The 26338-nt window shown below is 62.9% G+C and carries 26 protein-coding genes; 12 read left to right on the top strand and 14 right to left on the bottom strand.

The window, feature by feature from the left end:
- Positions 1 to 39: 39 nt before the first annotated feature.
- The 4 genes from hppD (at position 40) to IEX85_RS03235 (ending at position 5848) form a co-directional block, all read left to right on the top strand.
- The gene (hppD, locus tag IEX85_RS03250) at positions 40 to 1134 is read left to right on the top strand and encodes a 4-hydroxyphenylpyruvate dioxygenase (RefSeq protein ID WP_188858278.1); all 1095 of its coding nucleotides are present in this window, start codon (positions 40 to 42) and stop codon (positions 1132 to 1134) included.
- Between the two features lie 201 nt (positions 1135 to 1335).
- Entirely contained in the window at positions 1336 to 2730 is a 1395-nt protein-coding gene (locus IEX85_RS03245) for a sodium-dependent transporter (RefSeq protein WP_188858276.1), read from the top strand.
- Between the two features lie 49 nt (positions 2731 to 2779).
- Positions 2780 to 4006: a Glu/Leu/Phe/Val dehydrogenase dimerization domain-containing protein gene (locus IEX85_RS03240; RefSeq protein WP_188858274.1), complete on the top strand. Its 1227-nt coding sequence runs from the start codon at positions 2780 to 2782 to the stop codon at positions 4004 to 4006.
- A gap of 324 nt (positions 4007 to 4330) precedes the next feature.
- On the top strand, positions 4331 to 5848 hold the full coding sequence (locus tag IEX85_RS03235; RefSeq protein ID WP_188858272.1) for an FMN-binding glutamate synthase family protein: 1518 nt from the start codon (positions 4331 to 4333) through the stop codon (positions 5846 to 5848).
- Between the two features lie 100 nt (positions 5849 to 5948).
- Here the strand turns inward: IEX85_RS03235 and IEX85_RS24210 are convergent, their stop codons facing one another.
- The 3 genes from IEX85_RS24210 to IEX85_RS03225 all read right to left on the bottom strand — a co-directional run bounded on the left by IEX85_RS24210 (position 5949) and on the right by IEX85_RS03225 (position 7493).
- Positions 5949 to 6113 (bottom strand): PA3496 family putative envelope integrity protein, encoded by a 165-nt coding sequence (locus IEX85_RS24210; RefSeq protein WP_373290888.1) that lies wholly within the window; start codon positions 6111 to 6113, stop codon positions 5949 to 5951.
- Positions 6061 to 6270: a PA3496 family putative envelope integrity protein gene (locus tag IEX85_RS03230; protein WP_188858270.1), complete on the bottom strand. Its 210-nt coding sequence runs from the start codon at positions 6268 to 6270 to the stop codon at positions 6061 to 6063. The genes IEX85_RS24210 and IEX85_RS03230 overlap by 53 nt, the downstream gene beginning before the upstream one ends.
- Before the next feature lie 341 nt (positions 6271 to 6611).
- Positions 6612 to 7493, bottom strand: a complete 882-nt coding sequence (locus IEX85_RS03225) for an SIS domain-containing protein (RefSeq protein ID WP_188858268.1) — start codon at positions 7491 to 7493, stop codon at positions 6612 to 6614.
- Positions 7494 to 7645: 152 nt separating this feature from the next.
- Here IEX85_RS03225 and IEX85_RS03220 point away from each other — a divergent pair, with 152 nt between their 5' ends.
- Entirely contained in the window at positions 7646 to 8722 is a 1077-nt protein-coding gene (locus IEX85_RS03220) for a TRAP transporter substrate-binding protein (RefSeq protein WP_188858266.1), read from the top strand.
- A 79-nt stretch (positions 8723 to 8801) separates the two neighbouring features.
- Here the strand turns inward: IEX85_RS03220 and IEX85_RS03215 are convergent, their stop codons facing one another.
- Together IEX85_RS03215 and IEX85_RS03210 are read right to left on the bottom strand one after the other, a co-directional pair.
- The gene (locus IEX85_RS03215) at positions 8802 to 10181 is read right to left on the bottom strand and encodes a TRAP transporter large permease (RefSeq protein WP_188858264.1); all 1380 of its coding nucleotides are present in this window, start codon (positions 10179 to 10181) and stop codon (positions 8802 to 8804) included.
- Positions 10178 to 10720 carry a TRAP transporter small permease subunit gene (locus tag IEX85_RS03210; RefSeq protein ID WP_373290887.1) on the bottom strand — a complete coding sequence of 181 codons (543 nt, stop codon included), beginning with the start codon at positions 10718 to 10720 and terminating at the stop codon, positions 10178 to 10180. The genes IEX85_RS03215 and IEX85_RS03210 overlap by 4 nt, the downstream gene beginning before the upstream one ends.
- A gap of 223 nt (positions 10721 to 10943) precedes the next feature.
- Here IEX85_RS03210 and IEX85_RS03205 point away from each other — a divergent pair, with 223 nt between their 5' ends.
- The 4 genes from IEX85_RS03205 to IEX85_RS03190 all read left to right on the top strand — a co-directional run bounded on the left by IEX85_RS03205 (position 10944) and on the right by IEX85_RS03190 (position 13104).
- Complete coding sequence (locus tag IEX85_RS03205) at positions 10944 to 11549, top strand: YjaG family protein (protein ID WP_188858260.1); 606 nt, start codon at positions 10944 to 10946, stop codon at positions 11547 to 11549.
- Positions 11549 to 11809, top strand: coding sequence for a hypothetical protein (locus IEX85_RS03200; RefSeq protein WP_188858258.1), 261 nt, complete (start codon positions 11549 to 11551; stop codon positions 11807 to 11809). Before IEX85_RS03205 ends, IEX85_RS03200 begins: the two co-directional genes overlap by 1 nt.
- Positions 11810 to 11816: 7 nt before the next feature.
- Positions 11817 to 12278 carry a hypothetical protein gene (locus IEX85_RS03195; RefSeq protein ID WP_188858256.1) on the top strand — a complete coding sequence of 154 codons (462 nt, stop codon included), beginning with the start codon at positions 11817 to 11819 and terminating at the stop codon, positions 12276 to 12278.
- Between the two features lie 529 nt (positions 12279 to 12807).
- On the top strand, positions 12808 to 13104 hold the full coding sequence (locus tag IEX85_RS03190) for a hypothetical protein (protein WP_188858253.1): 297 nt from the start codon (positions 12808 to 12810) through the stop codon (positions 13102 to 13104).
- A gap of 387 nt (positions 13105 to 13491) precedes the next feature.
- Here the strand turns inward: IEX85_RS03190 and IEX85_RS03185 are convergent, their stop codons facing one another.
- The gene (locus tag IEX85_RS03185; protein ID WP_188858251.1) at positions 13492 to 14430 is read right to left on the bottom strand and encodes an NADP-dependent oxidoreductase; all 939 of its coding nucleotides are present in this window, start codon (positions 14428 to 14430) and stop codon (positions 13492 to 13494) included.
- 119 nt (positions 14431 to 14549) lie between these two features.
- Between IEX85_RS03185 and IEX85_RS03180 the strand changes: the two genes are divergently transcribed.
- Both IEX85_RS03180 and cysZ read left to right on the top strand, forming a co-directional pair.
- Positions 14550 to 14777 (top strand): hypothetical protein, encoded by a 228-nt coding sequence (locus IEX85_RS03180; protein WP_188858249.1) that lies wholly within the window; start codon positions 14550 to 14552, stop codon positions 14775 to 14777.
- A gap of 24 nt (positions 14778 to 14801) precedes the next feature.
- Positions 14802 to 15575, top strand: coding sequence for a sulfate transporter CysZ (cysZ, locus tag IEX85_RS03175; protein ID WP_188858247.1), 774 nt, complete (start codon positions 14802 to 14804; stop codon positions 15573 to 15575).
- 138 nt (positions 15576 to 15713) lie between these two features.
- Here the strand turns inward: cysZ and phoR are convergent, their stop codons facing one another.
- The 4 genes from phoR to IEX85_RS03155 form a co-directional block, all read right to left on the bottom strand.
- Positions 15714 to 17021, bottom strand: a complete 1308-nt coding sequence (phoR, locus tag IEX85_RS03170) for a phosphate regulon sensor histidine kinase PhoR (protein ID WP_188858245.1) — start codon at positions 17019 to 17021, stop codon at positions 15714 to 15716.
- Between the two features lie 31 nt (positions 17022 to 17052).
- On the bottom strand, positions 17053 to 17748 hold the full coding sequence (gene phoB, locus IEX85_RS03165) for a phosphate regulon transcriptional regulator PhoB (protein ID WP_188858243.1): 696 nt from the start codon (positions 17746 to 17748) through the stop codon (positions 17053 to 17055).
- A gap of 197 nt (positions 17749 to 17945) precedes the next feature.
- Complete coding sequence (gene ubiA / locus IEX85_RS03160) at positions 17946 to 18833, bottom strand: 4-hydroxybenzoate octaprenyltransferase (protein WP_188858241.1); 888 nt, start codon at positions 18831 to 18833, stop codon at positions 17946 to 17948.
- A gap of 4 nt (positions 18834 to 18837) precedes the next feature.
- The gene (locus tag IEX85_RS03155; RefSeq protein WP_188858239.1) at positions 18838 to 19401 is read right to left on the bottom strand and encodes a chorismate--pyruvate lyase family protein; all 564 of its coding nucleotides are present in this window, start codon (positions 19399 to 19401) and stop codon (positions 18838 to 18840) included.
- Positions 19402 to 19584: 183 nt separating this feature from the next.
- Between IEX85_RS03155 and IEX85_RS03150 the strand changes: the two genes are divergently transcribed.
- Complete coding sequence (locus tag IEX85_RS03150) at positions 19585 to 20163, top strand: DUF1415 domain-containing protein (RefSeq protein WP_188858238.1); 579 nt, start codon at positions 19585 to 19587, stop codon at positions 20161 to 20163.
- Positions 20164 to 20594: 431 nt separating this feature from the next.
- Here the strand turns inward: IEX85_RS03150 and phoU are convergent, their stop codons facing one another.
- From phoU to IEX85_RS03130, 4 genes are all read right to left on the bottom strand, one after another.
- Positions 20595 to 21347 (bottom strand): phosphate signaling complex protein PhoU, encoded by a 753-nt coding sequence (phoU, locus tag IEX85_RS03145; protein WP_188858236.1) that lies wholly within the window; start codon positions 21345 to 21347, stop codon positions 20595 to 20597.
- A gap of 72 nt (positions 21348 to 21419) precedes the next feature.
- Positions 21420 to 22253, bottom strand: coding sequence for a phosphate ABC transporter ATP-binding protein PstB (gene pstB, locus IEX85_RS03140; protein WP_188858234.1), 834 nt, complete (start codon positions 22251 to 22253; stop codon positions 21420 to 21422).
- Positions 22254 to 22291: 38 nt separating this feature from the next.
- A complete protein-coding gene (pstA, locus tag IEX85_RS03135) occupies positions 22292 to 23980 on the bottom strand; it encodes a phosphate ABC transporter permease PstA (RefSeq protein ID WP_188858232.1) in 1689 nt (562 codons plus the stop codon).
- 24 nt (positions 23981 to 24004) lie between these two features.
- Positions 24005 to 26275, bottom strand: a complete 2271-nt coding sequence (locus IEX85_RS03130; protein WP_188858230.1) for an ABC transporter permease subunit — start codon at positions 26273 to 26275, stop codon at positions 24005 to 24007.
- Positions 26276 to 26338 lie beyond the last annotated feature (63 nt).

The raw sequence follows: 26338 nt of genomic DNA, 5'->3' as shown, positions 1-26338 counted from the left end.
ACGCTGCCGTATTCACCGGACTTGATGGAGATAACAATAATGGCTCTGCCACAGATCGCCGAGAGCACCACCGACCTCTGGGACAACCCGCTGGGTACCGACGGCTTCGAGTTCGTCGAGTATGCCTCCCGGGAGCCGGAGAAGCTGGCCGAACTTTTCGAGAAGATGGGCTTCGCCGCCATCGCCCGTCACCGCAGCAAGAACGTGACCCTGTACCGTCAGGGCGATATCAACTTCATTCTCAACGCCGAACCCAACAGTCACGCCGAAGCTTTCGCCGGGGAACATGGCCCCTGCGTCAATGCGATGGCATTCCGTGTCGCCGATGCCGCGGCGGCGTTCAAAGCGCTGGTGGCTGCCGGCGCGACGCCGGTCGAGTCCGGCGCAGGTCCCATGGAATTGCACATCCCGGCAGTCGAGGGGATCGGTGGCTCGCTGGTCTACCTGGTGGACCGCTACGGTGAAAAGAACATCTACGATGTCGACTTCGTCGCGATCCCTGGCGTCGAACAGCATCCGCAGGGTGCCGGTCTGACCTACATCGATCACCTCACCCACAACGTTGCCCAGGGCAACATGGACCTGTGGGCCGGCTTCTACGAGAAGCACTTCAACTTCAAGGAAGTGCGCTATTTCGACATCGAGGGCAAGCTGACCGGCCTCAAGTCCCGCGCCATGACCAGCCCGTGCGGCAAGATCCGTATCCCGATCAACGAGTCGTCCGACGACAAGAGCCAGATCGAGGAATTCCTGCGGGAGTACAACGGTGAGGGTATCCAGCATATCGCTCTGGGCACCGGCGACATCTACGGCACCGTCGAGGCGCTGCGTGCCCGGGGCGTGGCTTTCCTGTCGACCCCGGATACCTACTACGAGAAGGTCGATACGCGCCTGCCGGGCCATGGCGAGGACGTGGCACGTCTGCAGCGCGAAAACATTCTGATCGACGGTGCCCCGACCCAGGGACAGGGCCTGCTGCTGCAGATCTTCACCGATACCGTCATCGGCCCGATCTTCTTCGAGATCATCCAGCGCAAGGGCAACGAAGGCTTCGGCGAAGGCAATTTCCAGGCGCTGTTCGAGTCGATAGAAGAGGACCAGATCCGCCGCGGCGTGCTGACTCAGGACTTGTAGGGTGCCGGTGAGTGAAACGAACCGCAGCGCCTGTATCGTTGCGCTTCGCTCAGCAGCACCCTGCGGTATGTTCGTCAATAATCCGCGATTGAACGGCTTTTTCTGTGCTGTCGGCGGTCCCCAACCAGGGATCGCCGCTCCGCCAGGTCCTGATCGGGTCTGACGGATATCAATAATAATGCTAAAAACAGGACTCCAACCGTGTCTTCCACTACTACCCTGAGTGCCCGCGCCAGCGCGGGTACGGCGCCGGCTCCCGCGCTCTGGTCGTCGCGTCTGGCTTTTATTCTCGCGGCCGCCGGCTCGGCGGTCGGCCTTGGCAATATCTGGAAATTTCCCTATATCACCGGTGAGAACGGCGGCGGCGCCTTCGTGCTGGTGTATCTGGTCTGCATCGCCGTGATCGGCATCCCGATCATGATGGCCGAAGTCATGCTCGGCCGCCGTGGTCGCCACAGTCCGATCAACAGCATGCGCGAGGTGGCACGCCAGGAGGGTGTATCGTCCAACTGGAAGGTGATCGGCTGGCTGGCGACCCTGGCCGCCTTCCTGATTCTGTCGTTCTACAGTGTCATTGCCGGCTGGACCATCCCGTACATTTTCCATGCCGTTCAGGGGGATCTGGCGGGTGTCGATGCCGATCAGGCCGGTCAGATGTTCGGCAATCTGCTGGCGTCACCGGTCGAGCTTACCCTATGGCATACCCTGTTCATGGCGCTGGCGGTGCTGGTGTCGGTCGGCGGTGTGCGTCACGGGCTCGAGCGTGCCGTGACCTGGCTGATGCCGGCACTGCTGGTGCTGCTGATCATGCTGGTGGGATATGGCATGACCACCACTCACTTCGGCGCTGCCGTCGACTTCCTGTTCAAGCCGGACTTCTCCAGCCTCACCGCCGAAGCGGTGCTGGTGGCGCTGGGTCATGCCTTCTTCACACTGAGTCTGGCCAGCGGCTCGATGATGGCCTACGGCGCCTATCTGCCGAAAGGTGTGTCGATCGCCCGTACCTCCCTGACCGTGGCCGTGATGGATACCGGCGTGGCGCTGATGGCGGGCCTGGCGATCTTCCCGATCGTGTTCGCCAACGGCCTGGAACCCGGCGCCGGTCCGGGGCTCATCTTCAACACCCTGCCGGTGGCCTTCGGCCAGATGCCGGGTGGCAGCTTTTTCGCCACGCTGTTTTTCGTCCTGCTGCTGTTCGCGGCCTGGACTTCGTCGCTGTCGATGCTGGAGTCGGTGGTCAAGTGGCTTGAGGAGCATGGCATCAAGCGCGCCAAGTCGGCGGTTTTCGGTGGCATTGCGGCCTGGATGGTCGGTCTGACCACCGTGCTGTCACTCAACGTCTGGTCCGGATTCACGCCGCTCGATGCCTTCGAGCGCTTCGAGGGCAAGACGCTGTTCGATCTCTACGACTTCCTCACCGCCAACGTGATGATGCCGATTGTGGCGCTGCTGACCGCCGTCTTTGTCGGTTGGGTCATGAAAAAGGCTTCCAGTCAGGAGGAACTGGGTGCGGGTACCGGTCACCGGCTGTGGCTGTTCGTGCTGCGCTACCTGACGCCGGTCGGCGTGCTGGTGCTGTTCCTCTACAACCTCTGATTGAATTGATCCGGGCCCCGCGGGGCCCCGCGAATACAGGTTTACGACCATGAAAGAACTTTTACAGAAATTCGAAAACAAGGCCCCTGAGATCGTCTTTGAGTGGCACGATGCCGAAACCGAAGCCAGGGGCTGGGTGGTGATCAACTCGCTGCGAGGCGGTGCGGCTGGCGGCGGTACACGCATGCGCAAAGGTCTCGACCGTCATGAAGTCGAGTCCCTGGCCAAGACCATGGAAGTGAAGTTCTCGGTATCGGGCCCGGCCATCGGCGGCGCCAAGTCCGGCATCGACTTCGACCCGGCCGACCCGCGCAAGCACGAAGTGCTGCAGCGCTGGTACAAGGCGGTCGCGCCGTTGCTCAAGACCTACTACGGTACCGGCGGTGACCTCAACGTCGACGAGGTGCACGAGGTGATCCCGATTACCGAAAGCTACGGCCTCTGGCACCCGCAGGAAGGTGTTGTCAACGGCCACTTCGACCCCACCACCAGCGAGCGTATCCAGAAGGTCGGTCAGCTGCGCCTGGGCGTCGCCAAGGTGGTCGAGGACAGCCGCTTCACGCCGGATTACAGCCGCAAGTATGTGGTGGCCGACCTGATCACCGGCTGGGGCGTGGCCGAAGCGGTGCACCACTACTACAACATCTACGGCGGCGACGTACGCAACAAACGCGTCATCGTCCAGGGCTGGGGTAACGTCGGCTCGGCGGCGGCCTACTATCTGGCGCAGCAGGGTGCGCGCGTGGTCGGTATCATCGACCGCGCCGGTGGCCTGATCGAGCCGGAAGGTCTGTCGTTCGAGCAGGTGCGAGAGCTGTTCCTGAACAAGAACGGCAACCAGATCGAGGCCGCCAATCTGCTGTCGTTCGAAGAGGTCAACGCCCGTGTCTGGGATATGGGCGCCGATATTTTCCTGCCCTGCGCGGCATCGCGTCTGGTGACCCGCGAGCAGGTCGACCGCATGATCGATGCCGGCCTCGAGGTCGTTTCCTGCGGTGCCAACGTGCCGTTCAACGATCCGGAGATCTTTTACGGTCCTATCTACGAGTATGCCGACTCCAGGGTCAGCGTACTGCCCGATTTCATCGCCAACTGCGGCATGGCCCGGGCATTCGCCTTCCTGATGCAGGACAAGGTGGAGATCTCCGACGAGGCGGTATTCGATGACGTCTCGGCGGTGGTACGCGATGCGCTCGCCAGGACCCACGGCGAATCCCGTGACAAGACCGGGATTGCCAGCACGGCGTTCGAGATCGCGCTGAAGCAGCTGGTCTGAGCGGGTAATTCGTGATCGCGACGCCCACCCAATGGTGGGCGTTGTCGTTTTGCTGGTAAGTGGTTGGTCGTAGGCGCCCGGTCCCCGGGCGAATTGGCGTCACTGACCCTGTAATATCTAACCAGGGTATAATTTTCCGGGTGGTTAATGGGTACGTGATGAGCAAAATGTTATAGGTACTTTCTGCGACAGTCTGGAGATAGACCAGCCACCCGAGCGAATCGGCACCTGGCCGAAAAGATTCGCCCGGAGACCGGGCTCCTACGCGTCTTCAACTCTTTGCGATAGCATAGGGGCCCTCAAGGCTTCCAGGGACTTATTGCCATGACAGACGCGGTTACCTCTTTCGCGATTCACTTCACGGCCATCGTCGGCGTGCTGTTTTTGCTGGCGTTGGCCGGGCTGGCGATAGTGGCTCTGGTGCTGTATCAGATCGACAAGCGCCAGACGCACCATAGCATCCGGCGGAACTACCCGCTGGTGGGGCGCTTTCGCTACCTGTTCGAGCATCTGGGCGAGTTCTTTCGCCAGTACTTTTTCGCCATGGACCGCGAGGAGATGCCGTTCAACCGGGCGCAGCGTTCCTGGGTCTACCGCGCCGCCAAGAACATCGATAACACCACCGCCTTCGGATCCACCCGGGACCTGCGTCTGCCCGGAACCTACTATTTTCTCAACTGTGCCTTTCCGCGGCTGTCCGAGGAACGCAGCAAGAGCCAGCCGATGCGCATCGGACCCTATTGCCGCGAGCCCTATGATGCGCCGTCGTTCTTCAATATTTCGGGCATGAGCTACGGCGCGCTGTCTCGACCGGCGGTACGCGCGCTGTCCCGGGGCGCGCAGCTGGCGGGCTGCTGGATGAATACCGGCGAAGGCGGTCTGACGCCCTACCACCTGGAAGGCGGCTGCGACCTGGTGTACCAGATCGGTACCGCCAAATACGGCGTGCGTGACGACCACGGCCGGCTGTCCGACGCCAAACTGCAGGAGAAGGCGGCGATTCGTCAGCTGCGTATGTTCGAAATCAAGCTCAGTCAGGGGGCGAAGCCCGGTAAGGGCGGCATTCTGCCAGCGGAAAAGGTGACCGCCGAAGTCAGCGCTATCCGCGGTATCGCCGAAGGCAAGGCATCGATCAGCCCCAACCGGCATCCGGAAATCGATTCCGCCGAGGATCTGCTGGACATGATTGCGCATGTGCGCGAGGTGACCGGCAAACCCTGCGGTATCAAGCTGGTGATGGGGGCGAGCGCCTGGCTCGAGGATTTCTGCCAGGCGATTCTGTCGCGGGGAATCGAGTCGGCGCCGGACTTCATCACACTGGACAGCTCCGACGGCGGTACCGGTGCGGCACCGATGCCGCTGATGGATAGCGTCGGACTGCCGTTGCGGGAGAGCCTGCCGATTCTGGTCAACAAGCTGATCGAACACGGCCTGCGCGAAAGGGTCCGGGTGATCGCCTCGGGCAAGCTGATCAATCCGACCGATGTTGCCGCTGCCATCTGCATCGGGGCCGACTTCATCAACAACGCCCGGGGCTTCATGTTTTCGCTCGGCTGTGTCCAGGCGATGCAGTGCAACCGCAATACCTGCCCGACCGGCGTGACCACGCACAATCCCGCGCTGCAGCAGGGGCTGGTACCGGAAGACAAGGCGGAAAGGGTGCGCCACTATCACGACAACCTGGTGCATGAGGTGGAGCTGATCGCGCACTCATGCGGAGTCGCGGAGCCGAGGCTGCTGCGGCGGGAACATGCGGCGATGGTGGTGGAAGGCGGCCGCTCGGTACCGCTGAGCGTGCTGTACCCCGACCTCAGGCAGGCTCCGCATCAGCCCGGCGCCTGAAGCAGCTAAGCGGCAAAAGGCCCCCTGAGGCCTGGAAGCCCCGAAGCGACCAAACGGGACCCGTTTTCCACGGGTCCCGTTTCAAGCTGGGGGAAGCGGCTCAGTCGTCGAACCAGGCTTCCTCATCGATATCGCGTGACAGTTCGAGTTCCTCCCTGTGGCGCTCGATCGCCCGTCGGGCTTCCAGTGCCCGGCGGCATGGGTGAGCCGCTTCAGTCGTTATCGTCGAACCAAGCCTCGTCGTCGATATCCCGGGACAGTTCAAGCTCTTCCCTGTGACGCTCGATCGCCCGTCGGGCTTCCAGTGCCCGGCGGGAGGCACGCTTTTTCTGTTCCTGTTTAGTTTCTTCCTCGAACCCGACCAGGACATTGAAAACTTCGGTCTGAATGGGGTTTAGATCCTGATTTTTCCGTATCAGCATAATAACCAGCTCCTCGACCTAGGGAGCTCCACGCGGTTCGGCAACGGGGTGAGCCTGTTGCCGTGGCGGAGGCTCCACTCTACTTAAGCGCCGTTCTCAGCGCTTTGTTGCAATGCAATAAAAGAATCGCGGAATTCCGTTTTATCGCAATTCTGCCCATATTTCAAACAGTGCGAAGAGAATAAATCCGGCGTATTGCAGCTTTATGCCGGCAATATTGCAGTTTCAAGACGTTTTAGCAGGGGCGGCGAAGGGTGTTAGATCCCGCTGAGACGCTGCAGCGCATGCCGTATCGAGGGGCCACCTCGAAGGCATGCCCGAGCCTGACAAAATCGGGTTATTCAGTTTCCGGGGCGCCGCAGGGTGGGGCGTTTGTCGTTCAGTCGCAGGTTGCGCAGACTGCGCTTGATGGTCTTGAGGTGGTCGAGCAGGGCGGGGCCGAGTTTCATCGCGACGCCGACCGCCAGTACGTCGATCACCACCAGATGCACGACCCGGGACGACATCAGGGCGCTCAGGTCCTTGTCTTCCTCCAGGTCGGTATGGATGGCAATGGTCGCCAGCTCCGCCAGCGGCGTGTTGCTGGGGCACAGTGTGATGACGGTGGCGCCGGTTTCGCGTACCAGGCGGACGCTGTGCAGAAGGTCCTTGGTGCGACCGGTCTGCGAGACAGCGATGACCACGTCGCCTTCGGTCAGGGTGACCGCGGAAATGGTCTGCATGTGGGGGTCGGAATAGGCGGCCGCGAGAATCTTGAGGCGATAGAACTTGTGCTGGGCATCCATGCACACCGGTGCCGAGGCGCCAAAACCGTAGATTTCGACCCGCGGTGCCTTGGCCAGAGCGTCGATGGCGGCCTCGAGGGTTTCGGAGTCGAGTTCTTCGCGAATGCTGATAAGGTTGCCGATCATCGAGTCGAAGATCTTTTGCTTGAACTCGCCGACGGTGTCGGTGGAATCGAGCGAGAACTGCTCGAAACTCGGACTGCTGGCCAGCCCCTGAGCCAGGGTCAGCTTGAAGTCCTGGAAGCCGTCGTAGTTGAGGGCGCGGCAAAAGCGTACCACCGTGGGCTCGCTGACGCTGGCTTCCGATGCCAGGTCGACGATGCGCATGTGGATCACCTCGTTGGGCTTGGCCAGGACGAAATCCGCCACCTTCTGCTCGGACTTGCGCAGCTTGGGGCGTGCATCTGCGATAGATTTGAGCAGATTAAAGGAGTTCAAAGCATTTCCCTGTTCTAACAACGACTTGGCCGGTGTCCGATTATAGCAATGAAAGCCGTGGCGAGCCTATCCCGGCCCGATTGCAGCCATGCAAGGCGCATGCTACCTTTTTTAGTCGCAATAAAAACACCTAAAAGAGCGGGGAACGGACAGTGAAACGTCGTCAATTTTTACAAGGAGCGGGCGCGGCCACTCTGGCAGCGGGAACCCTGGTATCGGCGACCGCCAAGGCGGCACCGGAACACAAATGGAAGATGGTTACCACCTGGCCGAAGAACTTCCCCGGGCTCGGAACCGGTGCCAACTATCTCGCCGAGATGATCGGCAAGCTCAGCAACGGCCGCATCGAGGTCAAGGTATACGGTGCCGGTGAGCTGGTCGGTGCGCTGGAGTGCTTCGATGCCGTTTCCCGCGGCACCGCCGAGCTGGGCCACGGCGCAGGCTACTACTGGAAGGGCAAGAGCCGCGCTGCCCAGTTCTTCGCCGCGGTGCCCTTCGGGCTGACGGCCCAGGAGATGAACTCCTGGCTGTACCACGGCGGCGGCATGGAGCTATGGGAGGAGGTCTATGCCCCCTTCGGTCTGGTGCCGGGCGCGGCCGGCAACACCGGCGTCCAGATGGGCGGCTGGTTCAACAAGGAGATCAACAGCGTCTCCGACCTCGAAGGCCTGAAAATGCGTATTCCGGGCCTCGGCGGTGAAGTGCTCAAGCGCGCGGGCGGTACCCCGGTGCTGCTGCCGGGCGGCGAGATTTTCCCGTCGCTGCAGTCCGGCGCCATTGACGCCACCGAATGGGTCGGTCCCTACAACGACCTGGCATTCGGCCTGCACAAGGCGGCCAAGTTCTACTACTACCCGGGCTGGCACGAGCCGGGCACCACTCTGGAGTGCTTCATCAACAAGGAAGCGCTCGAGGGTCTGCCGGAGGAACTGCAGCTGATCGTTCGCAATGCAATCCGTATCGCCAACCAGGACATGCTGGCGGACTTCACCGCCAAGAACAATCATGCGCTGGAACAGCTGGTCAACGAGCAGAACGTCGAGCTGCGCCGCTTCCCGGACGATGTGCTGATCAAGCTGCGCGAGCTGTCCGACGAAGTCGTTGCCGAAGAGGCGGCGCAGGACGAGATCACCAAGAAGGTGTTCGACTCCTTCGTCAAGTTCCGCGACCAGGCGAAGAAGTGGCACGCCGTTTCCGAGCAGGCCTACCTCAACGCCCGTACGCTGTAACGATAAGCCAACGGTAAGCAAAAAGGCCGGCACTCAGTGCCGGCCTTTTTCGTAGGATGGGTGAAAGGATGCATCGGCATCAGCCATAAACCACTTCCGGCAGCCAGGTGGCCAGCGACGGCCATCCCGCCAGCAGCGCCAGCATCGCCAGCTGAATCAGAATGAACGGGATCACGCCGCGGTAGATCTGCATCGTCGAGACACTGGCCGGCGCCACGCCGCGCAGGTAGAACAGGGCGAAGCCGAACGGCGGTGTCAGGAAGGAGGTCTGCAGGTTCAGTGCGAACATGATGCCGAGCCAGACCGGATCCAGGCCCATGGTCAGCAGTATCGGCGCGACGATCGGCACCACCACGAAAGTGATCTCGATGAAGTCGAGGAAGAAGCCGAGCAGGAAGATGACCAGCATCACCATGATCATCGCGCCGACCACACCGCCGGGCAGGTCGGTCAGGAAGTCGCGCACCAGGTCGTCGCCGCCGTAACCGCGGAACACCAGCGAGAAGATCGACGCGCCGACCAGGATGATGAACACCATCGAACTGACCTCGGTCGTGGATTTCATCACCTGCTTGAGAATGGTCAGGCTGAAGCTGCGGCGCACGATGGCCAGCAGGATGGCGCCGACCGCGCCCACGGAGGCGGCTTCGGTTGGCGTCGCCAGACCGCCCAGAATCGAGCCCAGCACCAGTCCGATCAGCAGAATCGGCGGTACCAGAGCCTTAAGCACCCGGGCGCCGAGGTTTTCCACCGCGTCGCGCTCCTCCTTCGGGATAGCCGGGACCGATTCGGGGCTGGTGATCGACTTGAAGATCAGATAGAGGATGTAGGCGCCGACCAGCATCAGTCCCGGCAGCAGCGCGCCGAGGAAGAGGTCGCCGACAGTAACCGTTTCCGGCGAGAAGATACCCTGATCGATCTGCGCCTGCTGGTAGGCGGACGAAATGACATCACCCAGCAGGACCAGCACGATCGACGGCGGGATGATCTGACCCAGGGTGCCGGAGGCGCAGATGGTGCCGGCCGCTACCCGGGGGTCGTAGCCGCGGCGCAGCATGGTTGGCAGCGACAGCAGGCCCATGGTGACCACGGTGGCGCCGACAATGCCGGTGCTGGCGGCCAGCAGCATGCCGACCAGTGTCACCGAGATGCCGAGTCCGCCGCGCAGCGGGCCGAACAGCAGCGCCATCGCGTCCAGCAGTTCCTCGGCGATGCGTGATTTTTCCAGCATCACGCCCATGAACACGAACAACGGCACCGCGATCAGCGTTTCATTGTTCATGATGCCGAACAGCCGGTTCGGCACGGCTTCGAGGAACACCGGGTCGAAGTGGCCGGTCATGGTGCCGATGGCGGCGAAGATCAGGCCGGTACCGGCCAGCGAGAAGGCGACGGAATAGCCCAGCAACAGTACCATGACGGCACCGACGAACAGCAGTAGCGGCAGCAGTTCGCTCATAGCCCGTGCTCCTCTTCTTCCGGATTGAAGTGGGCTTTGCCGGCGATCACCAGCAGGCAGCGCGCGAGGTCGGCAATGCCCTGCAGGATCATCATCACCGGCATTGCGATCAGCGTGGACTTGAGAACATAGCGGTAGGGAATGCCGCCCGCTTCCTGCGAGCCTTCCAGCAGGCTCCAGGAGGTCGCGACGTACTCCCAGGAAACGACCAGTATGAAGATTGACACTGGCAGCAGCAGCAGCAGGGTGCCAAACAGGTTGATCCAGGCCTTGCCGCGTTCCGACAGCGGGCGATAAAAGATATCGACCCGGACGTGCCCGTCGTGCTTGAGGGTATAGGCCGCGCCAAGCAGGAACACGAAGCTGTGCATGTAGATGATCGACTCCTGCAGCGCGATATTGCCGACATTGAACAGGTAGCGCATGACCACGATCACGAAGGTGACCAGCACCATGAACAGCGTCAGCCAGGATATGAGCCGTCCGCTCCATTCGCTGAAACCGTCCAGCACTCTGACAAGGCGGTTGAGGGGAGACATTGCGAGCATTGTTGTTATTACCGCGATCCGTTTCGGAAACAAGGCTTTAAATATAACGCTAACGTCCGCCAGCGTCAGGCGCCATGCGGCAAATCTGGTCAAAAGCCGCTCGCAGCCAAAGCCGCGCAGCGCTGGGACTTGCCCGCCTGTTCCCTTACAATAGGCCCACCCCGCCGGAGCCGACCGGCCGGATCAGCCTGAATCGCCGACTGCGGAGAGATCAATGACGGACCCACTGGATATCGAAGCACGCCTGCAGCGACTGGACCCGCCGCGGTTGGCGGCTTTCTGCGCCGCCCTGACCGAGCGCCTGTTCCCGAACTTTGCGTTGTTCTCGCGACTGGTCGAGTTCGGCGATGCGCCGCAAATGCGTCAGATCCTCAACGGGGTCTGGGATCACCTCGGCAACACCGGCGCGAAGATGAACTTCGAGGTCCAGCTCGACAAGGTCGAGGCCAATCTGCCGGATCTGGACGAGTTCGATATGTACGGCGCCTCGCCGGCACTGGATGCGGTTCTGGCGCTGTTTTCCACCGTCACCAGCATCCTCGAGGGTGAGGCCGAGGAGGCCGTGTCGGTATCCAACCTGTCCCGCGAGTGCGTGGCTCACTTCATCGAGGTCACCGAGGGTGACGACCAGATGTCCGACGAGGAGCTGGTGCGCTTTATCAATACCCACGAGATGATGCAGCAGGAGGAGGCTTTCCAGCAGGATGTACTGGACCTGCTCGAAGCCGGCAAGACGCTCAATGCCGCCAGACTGCGTGAACTGCGTACCCTGGCACAGAACGAGGGTGTCAGCAATATCGGTATCAGCGACGACGACTGATGCTGAGAATCGGTCTTTTACTGCTGGTCCTGCCGGGACTGGTGATGATGGGGGCGTACATGTTCGAGCAGTCGGCGGTCGACGCCTGCCTCGATGGCGGCGGCTCCTGGAATTACGACGCCGGTGCCTGCGACAGTACCGGCAATCATCCCTTCGTGCCGTTCAGCGCCCGCCACCCGCTGCTGGTGAACGGCGGCATGCTGCTGTCCGTCGTCGGTCTGCTTTTCTGCCTGGCCGGTCTCTATCGCCGGCGCACCTGAGGTGAAGATGCGCTTACGCTGGAAAATCATGATCGCGCTGCTGTTGCTGATGCTGGCCGCGCTGCTCTGGGCCTGGCTGTTCGGTCCCGCCTGGCTTGCCGGCTTCAATGCCGACCAGCAGGCAATGAAACGGCAGTTCACGCAGCAGGGGCGCGAGTTCGGGCAGCGCTCGGATGTGCAGGCCTGTCTTGACCGCACGCTCAGTGAGTTCGATCAATGTGGCGGCTACGACTGTACCCTCAGGCACGACTACTTCCTGAAAGCCTGTCTGGAGATCGCTGCGCCGACCGAGGGGTTCTGCGATGGCGTACCCGCTTTCCGGGAAGCGCCCACCGAGGATGACAAAACCTGGGCCCGGCACAGTTGCTGGGATATGGATATTCGCCATGAAGGCTGCCGGCTGCTGCTGCGCCAGCAGCAATACTGGTGCAGTGGCGCGGTAGCGCCGGATGCCGCGGCCGGCGACTAGCCAGCCGTGGTTCGCTGCGGGCAGGTGCCCGTACGTTTGGGTACCTGGCCCACGAAAGCGACCGAGCGCCGCACACCCGTAGGAGCGGCGCCCCGCCGCGAATGAGCCACCAAAGGATAAAAGCTTCGCCGCGAGGCGCGGCTACGCAGATAGCGCCGTAGGAGTCCGCTCCCCGGGCGAACTTTTTGGATCCGCAGGTGTTCGCCCGGAGACCGGGCTCCTACAATATTCGCTCACCCGTCACCCGTCACCCGTCACCCGTCACCCGTCACCCGTCACCTCCTCAGATCGTCAGCACCAGCTTGCCGCACATGGCCGCCGGTCGCTCGCACGGCCGGGACGGCAGGTTTACAGCCGGCACCGGGGCTCTTCCGGGCCCCGGTCAGCGGCAATCAGAGTCGCTAAAACCCGCCATTTTGCCTATACCTGAATACTGCGTGACCAACAGGGCCTGTCCGGCTGTTCGGCGCCGGCCGTGGGACGGGTTCGATTCGTATACATACCGATACGCAGAAAAAGGGGACCGGATATGAAAATCGGAACAACGATTGTTGCTGCCGCCATGCTTATCTCTGGCGGCGTGCTGGCGGGGCCGCCGGAGCATGCGGGACCACCGGTAAGCTCGGTTACGATCGAGTGCAACTGGGGTACACTCACGATGGAGTCCATTCTGGACTTGGACTTCGATCAGGGCGGCCACTCCTCTGATCCGAGCGGTGATGGCCATGGACCCGGTACCGCGGACGAGCCGCGTGCCGGCCTGGCCAATGTGCTCGAGCGGGGCAATCTTCAGGCGACCTGCGAATTTATCGAATCCATGCTTTAAGCCGGCATCTACAGGCGCGTGAGGCTCCAAGCGATGGCTAAAAGCATAGCTGCGGGAGCCTCCATAGCGCCTGGGAGCGGCGCACCCCGAGGGTATTTCCTCGCTGCGAACTGATTCGCCACGACGCCGACTTCGGTTCGCCGCGGGGAGTGCCCGTACGTTTGGGTACGTGGCCCACGAAAGCGACCGAGCGCCGCACACCCGTAGGAGCGGCGCCCCGCCGCGAATGAGTCACCAAAGGATAAAAGCTTCGCCGCGAGGCGCGGCTACGCAGATAGCGCCGTAGGAGTCCGCTCCCCGGGCGAACTTATTGGATCCGCAGGTGTTCGCCCGGAGACCGGGCTCCTACAATTTTCGCTCACCCGTCACCCGTCACCCGTCACCTCCTCAGATCGTCAGCACCAGCTTGCCGCGCACATGGCCGCCGGCGCTCTGCTGGTGGGCCTCGCGGGCATTCTCCAGCGGTACTTCGCCGGCCAGGGTGAGCTTCAGCTGGCCATCGCTGCAAAGACGGGCCAGTTCCGCCAGCTGCTGACCGTTGGGTTCCACCCTGATGCCCAGTGCCTGCTTGCCTTCGCCTTCGGCGGCGCGGATGACGGCGTCGGCGGTGACCGAGGGCAGGGTGACCAGACGGCCGCCTTCTTTCAGGCAGCTCAGGGCGCTGATGCCCACTTCACCGCCGATACCGTCGATCACCAGGTCGGCACCCTGAACCTCGGTGGCGAGGTCCTGGGTGTGGTAGTCGATCAGGCGCGAGCAGCCAAGGCTGCGCAGGTAGTCGTGGTTCGTGGCCGATGCCGAACCGATCACCTCGGCGCCGGCGGCTCGGGCCAGCTGCACCGCCAGGTGGCCCACCCCCCCGGCAGCCGCCAGCACCAGCACCGTCTCGCCGGCCTGTAGCTGCCCCTTGTCGTGCAGCGCCTGCCAGGCGGTCAGTCCGGCCAGACCCAGTCCGGCCGCCTCGCTGAAGCTCAGGGAAGACGGTTTGCGGGCGATCTGGGCCACCGGCGCTGCCACGTACTCGGCGTAGCAGCCGGCGGCTTCCGGGAAGCGGATAAAGCCGAACACCTCGTCACCGGGAGCAAAGCTTTCGACCTTGGTTCCGACCATTTCGATAATGCCGGCGAATTCCCAGCCCGGAATGAATGGCAGTTTGCCGATGAAGGCGGCAGCGCCACCGCCGCTGCAGGTTTTCCAGTCGATGGGATTGATCCCCGCCGCACGGTTGCGCACCAGCACTTCGTGGTCGCCGATCACCGGTGTCGGCACTTCCTCGCAGGTCAGCGCATCGGGTCCGCCAAAGGCATGTATACGGCTCGCTTTCATCGTCATCTCCGAAGGCGTGCGACATGCAGCCGCTGTCGCCTGAATTTGATAGGCTTGATGGTCGCAGTCGCACCGTCGTACCGGCGGCGCGGTCCACTTTTCTTATGGATGGAAAGAGTATGATCTATTTGGCGATATTGGAACTGCTGTTGTTCTGGGGGGGCCTGATCCTGTTCCTGGTGTCGCTGGGCCTCTACGCCTTTCGCACCGGCGACTACAGGTCGCTGCTGGTGTTCTGGCAGCCAACCATCCGTTTCAATCCCTTCGAGAACACGCTCAACCGGGCGGGGCTGCTGATGATGATTCTCGGCGTGGCCCTCAGGTTCTACCTCTTCTATATCAGTTAATCAGTTAAGGCCAGGCTATACGCTATGAAAGGAAATCCGCTGCGCGGCGCAAGCTATCTGCTTCGGGGTCTGCAGATGCTGCCCGACCCTTCGATCCGACACTTCGTCATCATCCCGCTGCTGGTCAATATTCTGCTGTTCGGCGGGGCGATCTGGCTGCTGATCTCCGAGTTCGAGGTCTGGGTCGACTACCTGATCAACCAGATGCTGCCCGACTGGGACTGGCTCGAATTTCTGCGCTATCTGCTGTGGCCGCTGCTGGCGCTGGTGGTGCTGGTGATCGTCTATTACAGCTTTACCCTCGTGGCCAACTTCATCGCCGCGCCGTTCAACGGCTTTCTGTCGGAGAAGGTCGAGCGTCAGCTGCGCGGCGAGGTGAGCGCCGACGAAGGCTGGGGCGAGCTGCTGGCGATGATTCCGCGCACGCTGCAGCGCGAACTGGCGAAGCTCGCGTACTATCTGCCGCGGGTGCTGTTGCTGCTGGTGCTGACGTTCGTGCCGGTGGTGGGGCTGGTTTCGCCGCTGCTGTGGTTTCTGTTCGGTGCCTGGATGATGTCCATTCAGTACTGCGACTACCCGATGGACAACAACAAGGTCAGCTTCGGCCAGATGAAGCAGCTGCTCAAGTCCGAGCGCCTGACCGCGGTGGGATTTGGCGGATTGGTGCAGGTTGGCATGATGATTCCCTTGCTGAACCTGGTGCTGATGCCCGCTGCGGTGGTTGGCGCCACCCTGTACTGGGTCGAGGAGCATGCGCCTGTTGTGGGGGGCGGTACGCAGATACGTCCGGCGCGGTGATCGCCCGTTAATCCGCCGCTTGGGGACCGGGCTCCTACAATCTTCGTAACCCGTAACCCGTAACCCGTAACCCGTAACCCGTCTACCGACAACTGCTCCTGCGTTGCCAGCACACCCGCCGTCCCTGGCGGTGACCCGTCAGGCCGGGTCCTGACGGACTGTCCTGATCAGCATTTCCGGCGGGAAGTGGCAGCTGAAGGTGCTGCCTTCGCCCGGTGTGCTGTCGATCGTGAGGCGGGCGCCGTGGCGCACCAGCACATGCTTGACGATCGCAAGTCCGAGGCCGGTGCCGCCGCTGGCCGACGAGCGGCTCTCGTCCACACGATAGAAGCGCTCGGTCAGGCGCGGGAGATGGACAGGGTCGATACCGATGCCATCGTCCCGAACCGAGAAATGTCCGCCGGCGTCGTCGACCCACCAGCGCAGGCTTATGTGGCCCTCGTCAGGGGTGTAGCGCACGGCGTTGAACACCAGGTTCGAGAAGGCACTGTGCAGTTCCAGCTCCTGTCCCAGCAGATCCAGTCCGCTGTTGAGCTCGAGGCTGATCCGGTGGCGCTTGTCCCGCGCCAGCGCCTGGGCGTCACGCAGGATTTGCTCCAGCATTCTTTGCACGGCGACCGGGTGCTCGTCGGCGATATGTTTGCTGGCGTCGAGGCGAGACAGCATCAGCAGGTCGCTGACCAGGCTCTCCATGCGCTTGGCCTGGGCCTGCATCTGGCTCAGTGCGCGCGCCAGCGGTCGTGGCAGGTCCTGATCGAGAAAGGTTTCGAGGTAACCGCAGATTACCGTCAGCGGCGTACGCAGCTCGTGCGAGGCGTTGGCGACGAAGTCCTGACGGGTCTGTTCCAGGCGCACCAGGCGGGTGATATCGCGGACCACCAGCAAGCGGTCGCCCTCGCCGAACTTGGTGATCTGGTACTGCAGACGCATGTCGGCATCGATCGGGCTGGCCAGCTCCAGCGGCTCGCCGTACTTGCCGCGGCGGAAGTAGCGGACAAAGCGTGGATCGCGCAGCAGGTTCATGACCGGCTTGCCACGGTCCGACGACGCCTTGAAACCGAGCAGCCGGTCTGCGGCGCGGTTCCACCATTCGAGGTTGTTGTCCTGGTCGATGATGACCAGTCCGTCCTGCAGCGCCCCGGAGGACTGCTGGAAGCGCTGGATTGCGGCCATCAGGTCCTGTTCCCGTTTGCTGGAACGGCGCTGCAGCCTTGCCAGCTGGTCGAACAGTTCGCCCCAGTGGCCGGGGGCTTCCGGCGGTTGGCTGCCATCCTCGCGGTAGATCCATTCGCTGAGCCGGTTGAAGTGGCGAATCTGGACCATTCCCCAGCCCAGCAGGGCAACGACGGCGCCCCAGCCGGCAAACCCGAACATCAACCCGATCAGTGCGCCGGCGCCGGTGCACAGGATCAGGTTTGCGAGCATTGCGTGCTGGGTTCTATGCATCCTTGCCCCGTCCTCTCACTTTACGGCTCTCTCAGGCGACCTTCGCCGAGAAGCGATAGCCGGTGCCGCGTACCGTCTGCACCAGGTAGTCATGACGCTCGCCCAGCGCCTTGCGCAGGCGACGAATATGCACGTCGACGGTGCGTTCCTCGACATAAACGTTGCCGCCCCAGACCATGTCCAGCAGCTGTCCGCGGGAGTAGGCGCGGTCCTGATGGGTCATGAAAAACTGCAGCAGGCGGAACTCGGTCGGCCCCAGTTCCACCGGCTTGTCGTCCGAGGTGACGCGGTGCGAGATCGGGTCCAGCGTCAGGCCGTCCACGCTGACCGGCTCCTCGACGCCCTTGGGCGTGGTGCGGCGCAGAACGGTCTTAAGCCGTGCCACCAGCTCGCGCGGCGAAAACGGCTTGGTGATGTAGTCGTCTACGCCGGACTCCAGACCCTTGACCTTGCTGTCTTCTTCGCCCTTGGCGGTGAGCATGATAATCGGGATTTCGGCGGTCATCTCATCCTTGCGCAGGCGCCGTGCGAAATCGATACCGCTCATGCCCGGCATCATCCAGTCCAGCAGCACCAGGTCAGGCGTGCTGTCGACGACGAGCTCATGGGCGTCGCGGGCGTTGTCAGCTTCCAGGCACTCGTAACCGGCCATTTCCAGGGCCACCGCGATCATCTCCCGAATCGGAGCTTCATCGTCGACGATCAATACACGTTTTGTTGCAGACATGGCTTGCCTCTGTACGAATAGGTCGGGATCAGTGACCGGCTCTCTTCCCTGGCCGGCGGCACTTCACGCTACCCCGGTGGCTTGCAGCTGGCCCCGGGTGTAGATGCAATTAAGTCCGCATTATTACAAACGTAAATTATGACAGAGATATGACGAGTTGCCCGATAGAGCGCTGATCGGCAGTAAAAAGGCCGCGATCAGGCGTCCAGCGCATAGTGCGCCACCAGGCCCAGGAAAATTGCCAGCCCCGCGTAGTGGTTGTTGAGAAAGGCTCGGAAGCAGGGATCGCGCTCGCGAAAGCGGGTGATCCACGACTGGTATACGAAAAAGCCCGAGGCAACCAGCAGACCGGCATAGAACCAGATCGAGAGGCCGAGCTGGCGCGCGACCAGGACCAGGCACAGCAGCGCCAGTGCCTGCAGCAGGCCGATCATGAACCGGTCGGCATCACCGAACAGGATCGCCGTCGACTTGATGCCGACCACCAGGTCGTCGTCGCGATCGACCATGGCATAGTAGGTATCGTAGGCCACGGTCCACAACAGGTTGGCGGTGAACAGCAGCCAGGCGATGGGCACGAGCTTGGCGTCGAGCGCGGTGAAGGCCATCGGAATGGCCCAGGAGAAGGCCGCGCCCAGCACGACCTGGGGCAGGTGGGTGTAGCGCTTCATGAACGGATAGGTCGACGCCAGCGCCAGACCGCCGAACGACATCAGCACCGTGGTGGTGTTGGTGTACAGCACCAGAATGAATGCCAGCAGCATCAGCACCGCGAACAGGTACAGCGCCTCGCGCGCGCTGACGCGGCCCGACGGCAGCGGTCGGGCTGCGGTGCGCTTGACGTGTCCGTCGACATTGCGGTCGGCGAAGTCGTTGATGACGCAGCCGCCGGCCCGGGTGAGCGCCACACCGGCACAGAAAATGAACAGGATGTCGAGTGGCGGCAACCCCTCGGCGGCGATCCAGAGCGCCCAGAGGGTCGGCCAGAGCAGCAGGTAGATGCCGATCGGGCGGTTGACGCGGGACAGCTGCACGTAGGCGTCAAAGCGGTCGCGAAGAAATCCGGAGGTGGGCTGCATCTGCATGGGATTATCCGAGGCTGTTGCGGCGAAGCGGGTATTCTACCGGCTCGAGCGCGGGCAGAAAAACCTCGCACACCAGCAGTGGCTTGCCGCCGAGACGGAAAACCGAGCGCCGGGCCCAGAGACGGGTGCCGTCGCGCAGTTGCAGTTCGCCGATTTGGAGCGGTTCGCGCCGCATTGTCGGGTCGCTGAACAGCAAGGTGCCGAGCGAGCGGTTGCCGACCCGGGTCAGTCGTCGTTCCGCGCCGGACAGAGTCGATACCGGAAAGACCGAACGGGCATAGACCCAGGGTTCGCCGGCGCCGCACAGCTGCACTTCGCGGATCAGGGCCAGGCGGCGTGGCGGCAGGCCAAGGGCTCGCGCCTCCGAGCGGGACGGGCGATAGACGCCCTGGCGCAGCACCTCGACGTGAAAGCGACCGCGGCTGGCGCTGATCAGGCGCTGGGTCAGTGAGCCGCGATCCAGCAGCCAGTTGCGCCAGGGCGCGGGCGCAGCCAGGCGGGACGGTCGCCTGAGCGCACGCCAGCGGGTCGAGAAGTGATTGCGGATCAGGGCCTGGGCGGGTGTCACGATCGAAGTCCAAAACCTAAAGGTGGGCTATCTTAGCAGAGCGAGCCGTTGCAACCGAAATTCGGTGAGGAATGAGGCGTAAAGTGTATAGAGTAAGGTCGTAATGCGTAGGAGCCCGGTCGCCGGGCGAAGAGCGGCTTGCTCGGTGTACACTTCACGGCAAACATTCGAAACGAAGCGTCCATGAAGAAAAGACAGCACGAGTACAGCAACGATGAAATCCTGGCGCTGATGAAGCGCTGGGTCGAGGTGATGGTGGTGGGGGAGAACCTGTGTCCGTTCGCCGCGCCGGACGTGCGCCACGACCGGGTGCGTTACGCCATCAGCGATGCGCGCCTGCCCGGTTCTCTGGTACGCGAGTTCCTTGCGGAGCTGGACCTGATCCAGCGTACGCCGGAATCCGAGATCGCCACCACGCTGCTGGTGGTGCCGCACCTGCTGGACCATTTCGACGATTATCTGGATATGCTGGCGTTTTGCGAGGATCTGCTGGCGGAAGCCGGCCTCGACGGTGTCTTCCAGCTCGCCAGCTTTCATCCCGGTTACCTGTTCGAGGGTGTGCCGGAGGATGACCTCAGTCACTGGAGCAACCGGGCGCCTTTCCCGACGCTGCATCTGATACGCGAAGGGCAGATGAGCCGGGTGCTGATGCACCACCCGGATCCGGATGCCATCCCCGAACGCAACATCGCCCACCTGCGGGAACTGGGGCGGGAGCGCCTGATCGAGCTGTTCCCGCCGTTCGCCGATTACTGCGACTGATGGTGCTGCTGCGGCCTATTTGCCTATAGGAGCCCGGTCCCCGGGCGAACCCTCTCGGCAGTGTGCCATACCCGATTCGCCCACGGAGTGGGCTCCTACGCCCGTATCAGGCGCGCGATGGGCGATCTGCCTGTAGGAGCCCGGTCCCCGGGCGAACACACTCGGCAGTGTGCCATACCCGATTCGCCCACGGAGTGGGCTCCTACGCCCGTATTAGGCGCGCGATGGGCGATCTGCCCGTAGGAGCCCGGTCCCCGGGCGAACCCTCTCGGCAGTGTGCCATACCCGATTCGCCCACGGAGTGGGCTCCTACGCCCGTATTAGGCGTGCGATGGGCGATCTGCCTGTAGGCGCCCGGTCCCCGGGCGAACACACTCGGCAGTGTGCCGTCACATTCGCGGCGAGGCGCCGCTCCCACGGGGCTCCTGCGGTCAGTTTTCGTCGTCGATCGGCTCTTCGGTCTCGTCACGGACGGTCTGCTTCATTTCCTGCAGACTGGCGTGACGCACGTCGGTGCCGCTGACCAGGTACACCAGGTGCTCGGCCAGGTTGCAGGAGTGATCGCCGATGCGCTCCAGCGCGCGCAGCACCCAGATGACGTTGAGCACGCTGCTGATCGAGCGCGGATCTTCCATCATGTAGGTCGCCAGCGAGCGCATTGCGGTGCGATATTCGCGGTCCACCGCCTTGTCCTGCTTGGCGACCTGGTAAGCGAGCTGGATGTCGCTGCGGGCGAAGGCGGTCAGCACGTCGCGGACCATCGCACGTACCAGGGTGCCGATATGGCGCACTTCCTGGTAGCCGCGCGGCGATTCGCCGGCGTTGACCAGCTCGATGGCCTGGCGGCTGATACGGGTCGCCTCGTCGCCGATCCGCTCCAGGTCCGAGGCGGCGCGGGTGATCGCCATGATCATGCGCAGGTCGCTGGCCGCCGGCTGGCGCCGGGCGATGGTGCGGGTGCAGTGTTCGTCGATCTGCAGCTCCATGTCATTGGTCTGCTTGTCGACCCTGAGCGACTGCTCCGCCAGCTCGGCATCGCCGTTGAGCAGCGACTCGATGCTGTCGTGTACCTGGCGCTCGACCAGGCCACCCATGGTCAGCAACTCGGTGCGGATCTGCTCCAGCTCATCGTTGAACTGCTGGGAAATATGGGCGTTGTAACCGTCCTTTTCGAATTCGACCACGGTGTCGTCTCCATTTATCTGTTGCTGTCAAACCGGCCGCGGGGGCCGGTCTGGGCGTGGTGCGGCTGATGCTTAGCCGTAGCGGCCGGTGATGTAGTCTTCGGTCTGCTTCTTCACGGGGTTGGTGAACAGCGTATCGGTCACCCCGAACTCGATCAGGTCACCCATGTACATGAAGGCGGTGTAGTCGGAGACGCGCGCCGCCTGCTGCATGTTGTGGGTGACGATGGCGATGGTGAAGTCCTTTTTCAGCTCGTGGATCAGCTCTTCGATCTTCAGCGTCGAGATCGGGTCGAGTGCCGACGCCGGCTCGTCGAGCAGCAGCACTTCGGGCTTCACCGCGATGGTGCGGGCGATGACCAGACGCTGCTGCTGACCGCCGGACATGCCCAGCGCGCTTTCGTGCAGACGGTCCTTGACCTCGTCCCACAGTGCCGCCGAGCGCAACGCCCACTCCACGGTCTCGTCGATCAGGCGCTTCTTCTTCACACCCTGGATGCGCAGCCCGTAGGCGACGTTTTCGTAGATCGACTTGGGGAAGGGGTTGGGCTTCTGGAACACCATGCCGACGCGACGGCGCAGCTCGGCGACGTCGACCGCGCGGCCGTAGATGTTGTCGCCGTCGAGCAGGATCTCGCCGGTGATATGGCAGCTGTCGACCAGGTCGTTCATGCGGTTGAAGCAGCGCAGCAGCGTCGACTTGCCACAGCCGGACGGGCCGATGAAGGCGGTCACGCGGTTTTTCGGGATCAGCATGTCGATGCCGTGCAGCGCTTCCTTTTCGCCGTAGGAGAGGCGCAGGTCCTTCACCTGCAGCGTGATTTCCTCGTCCTCCAGGCGCAGCTCGCGCTGATCGCGCTGCATGGCGGAGATGTCGATGGCGTGGGTCTTGATATCGGTGGTCATGTCTCGAAACCTTTGTTAAGTCAGCCCGCTTAGCGGCATTACATTTCCAGCGCTTTGTACTTTTCGCGCAGGTGGTTGCGGATCGCGATGGCCGAGAAGTTCAGCAGCGCGATGACCACGACCAGCAGCAGTGCCGTGGCGTACACCAGCGGACGAGCCGCTTCGACGTTCGGACTCTGGAAGCCCACATCGTAGATGTGGAAGCCCAGATGCATGAATTTCTGATCCAGGTGCAGGTAGGGGTAGTTCATGTCCAGCGGCAGGCTCGGTGCCAGCTTGACCACGCCGACCAGCATCAGCGGCGCCACTTCGCCGGCGGCGCGGGCGATCGCCAGGATGACACCGGTCATGATAGCCGGGCTCGCCATCGGCAGCACCACCTTCCACAGCGTTTCGGCCTTGGTCGCGCCCAGTGCCAGCGAACCCTCGCGCACCGCCCGCGGAATCCGGGACAGGCCCTCTTCGGTGGCGACGATGACCACCGGTACGGTCAGCAGCGCCAGTGTCAGCGAGGCCCACATCAGGCCGCCGGTACCGAAGGTCGGCGACGGCTTGGCTTCCGGGAAGAAGAGGTCGTCGATGTGACCGCCGAGGAAGTAGACGAAGAAGCCGAGGCCGAACACGCCGTAGACGATCGACGGTACGCCGGCGAGGTTGTTCACGGCGATGCGGATGACGCGGGTCAGGAAGCCCTGCTTGGCGTATTCGCGCAGATAGACCGCGGCGACGACGCCGAACGGCGTGACCATCACCGACATCAGGATCACCATCAGCACCGTGCCGTAGATGGCCGGGAAGATACCGCCCTCGGTGTTGGCTTCGCGCGGATCGTCGGCGACGAACTCCCAGATCTTGGCCATGTAGTGGCCGATCTTGTCGAACAGGCCCATGGCATTGGGCTGGAAGGCACGCACCACCTTGGACAGCTGGACTTCGACGGTACTGCCGTTGGCGACTTCGGCGGTGAAGCTGTCACGGTTCATCGCCTGGTTCAGCTCCAGCAGTTCGCCCTGCAGTGCTTCGTACTCGGTGTTGAGCTCGGCTCGACGTGCTTCGATATCGGCGTAAGGCGCCGGATCGGAAACGTTCTTGAGTTCCAGCGAGCGCTCCTTCAGGCGCAGGCGTTCGATCTCGTAGTTGATCGCGCCGATCTCGCCTTTCTGGATGCTCTCGATCTGCGCGTGCAGGTCGCGGGCGCGCTCGATGCGGCGCTGCAGCTCATCCCAGAGTGCTGCGGCTTCGGGGCCGGCGTCGTAGCCGTCGTACTGGCCGACCAGCTCGCCGTTCTGTTTGATCGAGCGCAGGTAGCCGTAGAGGTTGCCCCACTCCTCGCGTTCGGCGACGAACAGGGTTTCCGGGTAGCTGCGCGCGGTGACGTGATCGTCGATGGCCCAGACGAAGTCGGCACCGGTGACGTCGCGGTTACCGACCTTGAACAGGTCGCGCTGCATGTGATCGACGCCTTCCGGCACCTCGATGCCGGAGTCGCGCAGCTGCGCGGCCGGCACCATTTCGGATTCGACCAGCTCGCCGACCAGCACGGACTCCTGGCCGGCGTGGCTGTAGGTTGCCTGCAGCACGTCGGCGGGCCAGAAGTGGCCCAGGCCGCGGACCGCGATCAGACCCAGCAGGCCGATCACCATGATGACGCTGATGGCGACCGCACCGGCGTTGAGCCAGACCCAGGGGGAGCCGGAGCGGGTCCATTCGGAAAAGGAAATTCGCATGTTCTGGTTCCTTGTGAGTCCCGGTTACAGGGAGCCGTATTTCTGGCGCAGGTGCTGGCGAATGCTTTCCGCCAGGGTGTTCACGATAAAGGTGAACATGAACAGCACAAATGCGGCCAGGAACAGGATCCGGAAGTGGGTGCTGCCAACCTCGGACTCCGGCATCTCAACGGCAATGTTGGCGGCCAGGGTTCGCATGCCCTCGAAAATGTTGATGTCCATGATCGGCGTGTTGCCGGTGGCCATCAGCACGATCATGGTCTCGCCGACGGCGCGGCCCATGCCGATCATCACCGCCGAGAAGATGCCGGGGCTGGCGGTCGGCAGGACCACCCGTACCAGCGTCTGCCAGGGGGTCGCGCCGAGGGCCAGCGAGCCGTAGCTGAGGTTTTTCGGCACGGCAAAAATGGCGTCCTCGGTGATCGAGAAGATGGTCGGAATCACCGCGAAGCCCATGGCGATACCGACCACCAGGGCGTTGCGCTGGTCGTAGCTGATCCCCAGTTCCTGGCTGACCCAGAAGCGCATGTCACCGCTGAAAAGGGCGTTCTCGATCGGGCCGGCGATGGCGAAGCTGAACATCGTCGCCAGTATCACCACCGGCACCAGCAGGGTTACGTCCCAGCCCTCCGGCAGCAGGAAGCGGATACGGTTCGGCATCTGTGCCCAGACGAAGGCGAAGGCGATGACCGACAGCGGTACCACCAGCAGGGTGATAAACACCGCGGCCAGGTTCAGTTCCATGAACGGCGCCAGCCAGAGACCGGCCAGGAAACCGAGGATGACGGTTGGCAGCGCCTCCATCAGCTCGATCATCGGCTTGACCTTGCGGCGCAGCCCGGGTGCCATGAAGTAGGCGGTATAGATGGCGCCGCAGATCGCCAGCGGCGTGGCCAGCAGCATGGCGTAGAAGGCGGCCTTGAGGGTGCCGAACGCCAGCGGCATCAGGCTGTACTTGGGCTCGAAGTCGTTGTTGGCGGCGGAGGACTGCCAGACGTAGCTCGGCTCTTCGTAGCCCTCGTACCAGACCTGGCTCCAGAGTGCGGACCAGGAGATTTCCGGGTGCTCGTTGTGCACCGCCCAGAACTGCAGCTTGCCGTCCTTTTCGAACAGCAGCGCGTTGGAGCGGGGGGCATAGGCGATACCGTCGATGTCGCCGTCGACGACTTCTTCGTTCAATACATTGCGCTCGGCGGTGGTGCTGAACAGGCGCAGGGTGCCGTCGCTGTCGACGGTGGCAAAACCCTTGCGGCGGTGTTCGGTGACGAAACCGCTGAGCGGCTTGCCGCCGTTGTCGAAATCGCGAATGCGGGTCATATCCCAGCCGCCCTGGTCGTTGCGCACCAGGAACCACTGCGATACCAGACCCTTGTCGTCGGCCAGCATCAGCGAGGTGCCGCCGAGCAGCAGCTCGAACTGGCGGATCTCGCCGGTGGTCGCGGGCAGCACCTGGGGCACGGCATCGCTGGACTGCAGGTCCTTGACCACCAGCTTGCCGCCCGGTGCGGCGACCAGCAGCCAGCGCCGGTCCGGCATCAGCAGCAACTTGTTGGGTTTGACGTCCTGGCTCGGCAGCAGCTGGCTGTCGACATCGGCCTGAACTTCGCCGGTGAGAAAGTTTTCGGTCAGGCTGACGTCGGTCCGGGTCAGCACGCCGTCGCTGCCGCCGACCAGGCGCCAGTCGTCACCGTCACCGTTGACCGCCAGCAGGTCTAGTGGACGTTCACCAACGGCAATCGGCGCCTCGCCGAGCGGGTAGGCGATTTCCGGGGTGATGACGCGCTTGCCGTCCGGGTAGGACGACTTGTAGTCGTGGCGCAGCACCAGGGCGGTGCCGTCGCTCAGGCCCAGCGCGAACAGGCGGCGGGCAGGGGAAATGTCGACCACGCTGCGGATACTGACGCCTTCGGCCAGTGCCACCGGCTGCTCGCTGACGATGTCGCCGCTGCGGGTATCGAAGAACACCAGTGCGGGGGTGTCGGTCAGACGCAATCCAATCTCGGCCTGCTCCTCCATCGCGAGGTACAGCGTTTGACCGCCACCGGGCAGCGCGTACGGTTCGACTACGGCGCCGTTCTGCTGCCAGGGCTCGACCTCGGCCGACTGGAACAGGGGCAGTACTTCGTACAGGAGATAGAAAAAGATCAGCAGTATCGCGATGATCACGCTGATACCGCCGATACCGATACCGAGACTGGCGATACGATCCTTCAGCGCGCGCACCTTGCGCTTGCGCCGGGCGGACGGCGTATCGAAATCAAGATCGGGTACGGTGGCTGTGGCTTCTTGGCTCATGGCGCAGGGTCCCGGAAAGGCTTCTGTAAATGATGGCGCTACGATAGTGCAGGTATATGACGA

This window comes from Marinobacterium nitratireducens (assembly GCF_014645375.1).
Classification (GTDB): domain Bacteria; phylum Pseudomonadota; class Gammaproteobacteria; order Pseudomonadales; family Balneatricaceae; genus Marinobacterium_A; species Marinobacterium_A nitratireducens.
This window is presented reverse-complemented; position numbering and strand designations above follow the sequence as displayed.

Coding starts and splice junctions, on each gene's coding strand:
- hppD (WP_188858278.1), top strand. CDS start 40: ATGGCTCTGCCACAGATCGCCGAGAGCACCACCGACCTCTGGGACAAC.
- IEX85_RS03195 (WP_188858256.1), top strand. CDS start 11,817: ATGCGCTTACGCTGGAAAATCATGATCGCGCTGCTGTTGCTGATGCTG.
- pstB (WP_188858234.1), bottom strand. CDS start 22,253: ATGACCACCGATATCAAGACCCACGCCATCGACATCTCCGCCATGCAG.
- IEX85_RS03215 (WP_188858264.1), bottom strand. CDS start 10,181: ATGAGCGAACTGCTGCCGCTACTGCTGTTCGTCGGTGCCGTCATGGTA.
- IEX85_RS03180 (WP_188858249.1), top strand. CDS start 14,550: ATGATCTATTTGGCGATATTGGAACTGCTGTTGTTCTGGGGGGGCCTG.
- IEX85_RS03150 (WP_188858238.1), top strand. CDS start 19,585: ATGAAGAAAAGACAGCACGAGTACAGCAACGATGAAATCCTGGCGCTG.
- IEX85_RS03185 (WP_188858251.1), bottom strand. CDS start 14,430: ATGAAAGCGAGCCGTATACATGCCTTTGGCGGACCCGATGCGCTGACC.
- phoR (WP_188858245.1), bottom strand. CDS start 17,021: ATGCATAGAACCCAGCACGCAATGCTCGCAAACCTGATCCTGTGCACC.
- IEX85_RS03205 (WP_188858260.1), top strand. CDS start 10,944: ATGACGGACCCACTGGATATCGAAGCACGCCTGCAGCGACTGGACCCG.
- pstA (WP_188858232.1), bottom strand. CDS start 23,980: ATGCGAATTTCCTTTTCCGAATGGACCCGCTCCGGCTCCCCCTGGGTC.
- IEX85_RS03210 (WP_373290887.1), bottom strand. CDS start 10,720: ATGTCTCCCCTCAACCGCCTTGTCAGAGTGCTGGACGGTTTCAGCGAA.
- IEX85_RS03130 (WP_188858230.1), bottom strand. CDS start 26,275: ATGAGCCAAGAAGCCACAGCCACCGTACCCGATCTTGATTTCGATACG.
- ubiA (WP_188858241.1), bottom strand. CDS start 18,833: ATGCAGATGCAGCCCACCTCCGGATTTCTTCGCGACCGCTTTGACGCC.
- IEX85_RS03240 (WP_188858274.1), top strand. CDS start 2,780: ATGAAAGAACTTTTACAGAAATTCGAAAACAAGGCCCCTGAGATCGTC.
- IEX85_RS03230 (WP_188858270.1), bottom strand. CDS start 6,270: ATGCTGATACGGAAAAATCAGGATCTAAACCCCATTCAGACCGAAGTT.
- phoB (WP_188858243.1), bottom strand. CDS start 17,748: ATGTCTGCAACAAAACGTGTATTGATCGTCGACGATGAAGCTCCGATT.
- IEX85_RS03200 (WP_188858258.1), top strand. CDS start 11,549: ATGCTGAGAATCGGTCTTTTACTGCTGGTCCTGCCGGGACTGGTGATG.
- cysZ (WP_188858247.1), top strand. CDS start 14,802: ATGAAAGGAAATCCGCTGCGCGGCGCAAGCTATCTGCTTCGGGGTCTG.
- IEX85_RS03190 (WP_188858253.1), top strand. CDS start 12,808: ATGAAAATCGGAACAACGATTGTTGCTGCCGCCATGCTTATCTCTGGC.
- IEX85_RS03235 (WP_188858272.1), top strand. CDS start 4,331: ATGACAGACGCGGTTACCTCTTTCGCGATTCACTTCACGGCCATCGTC.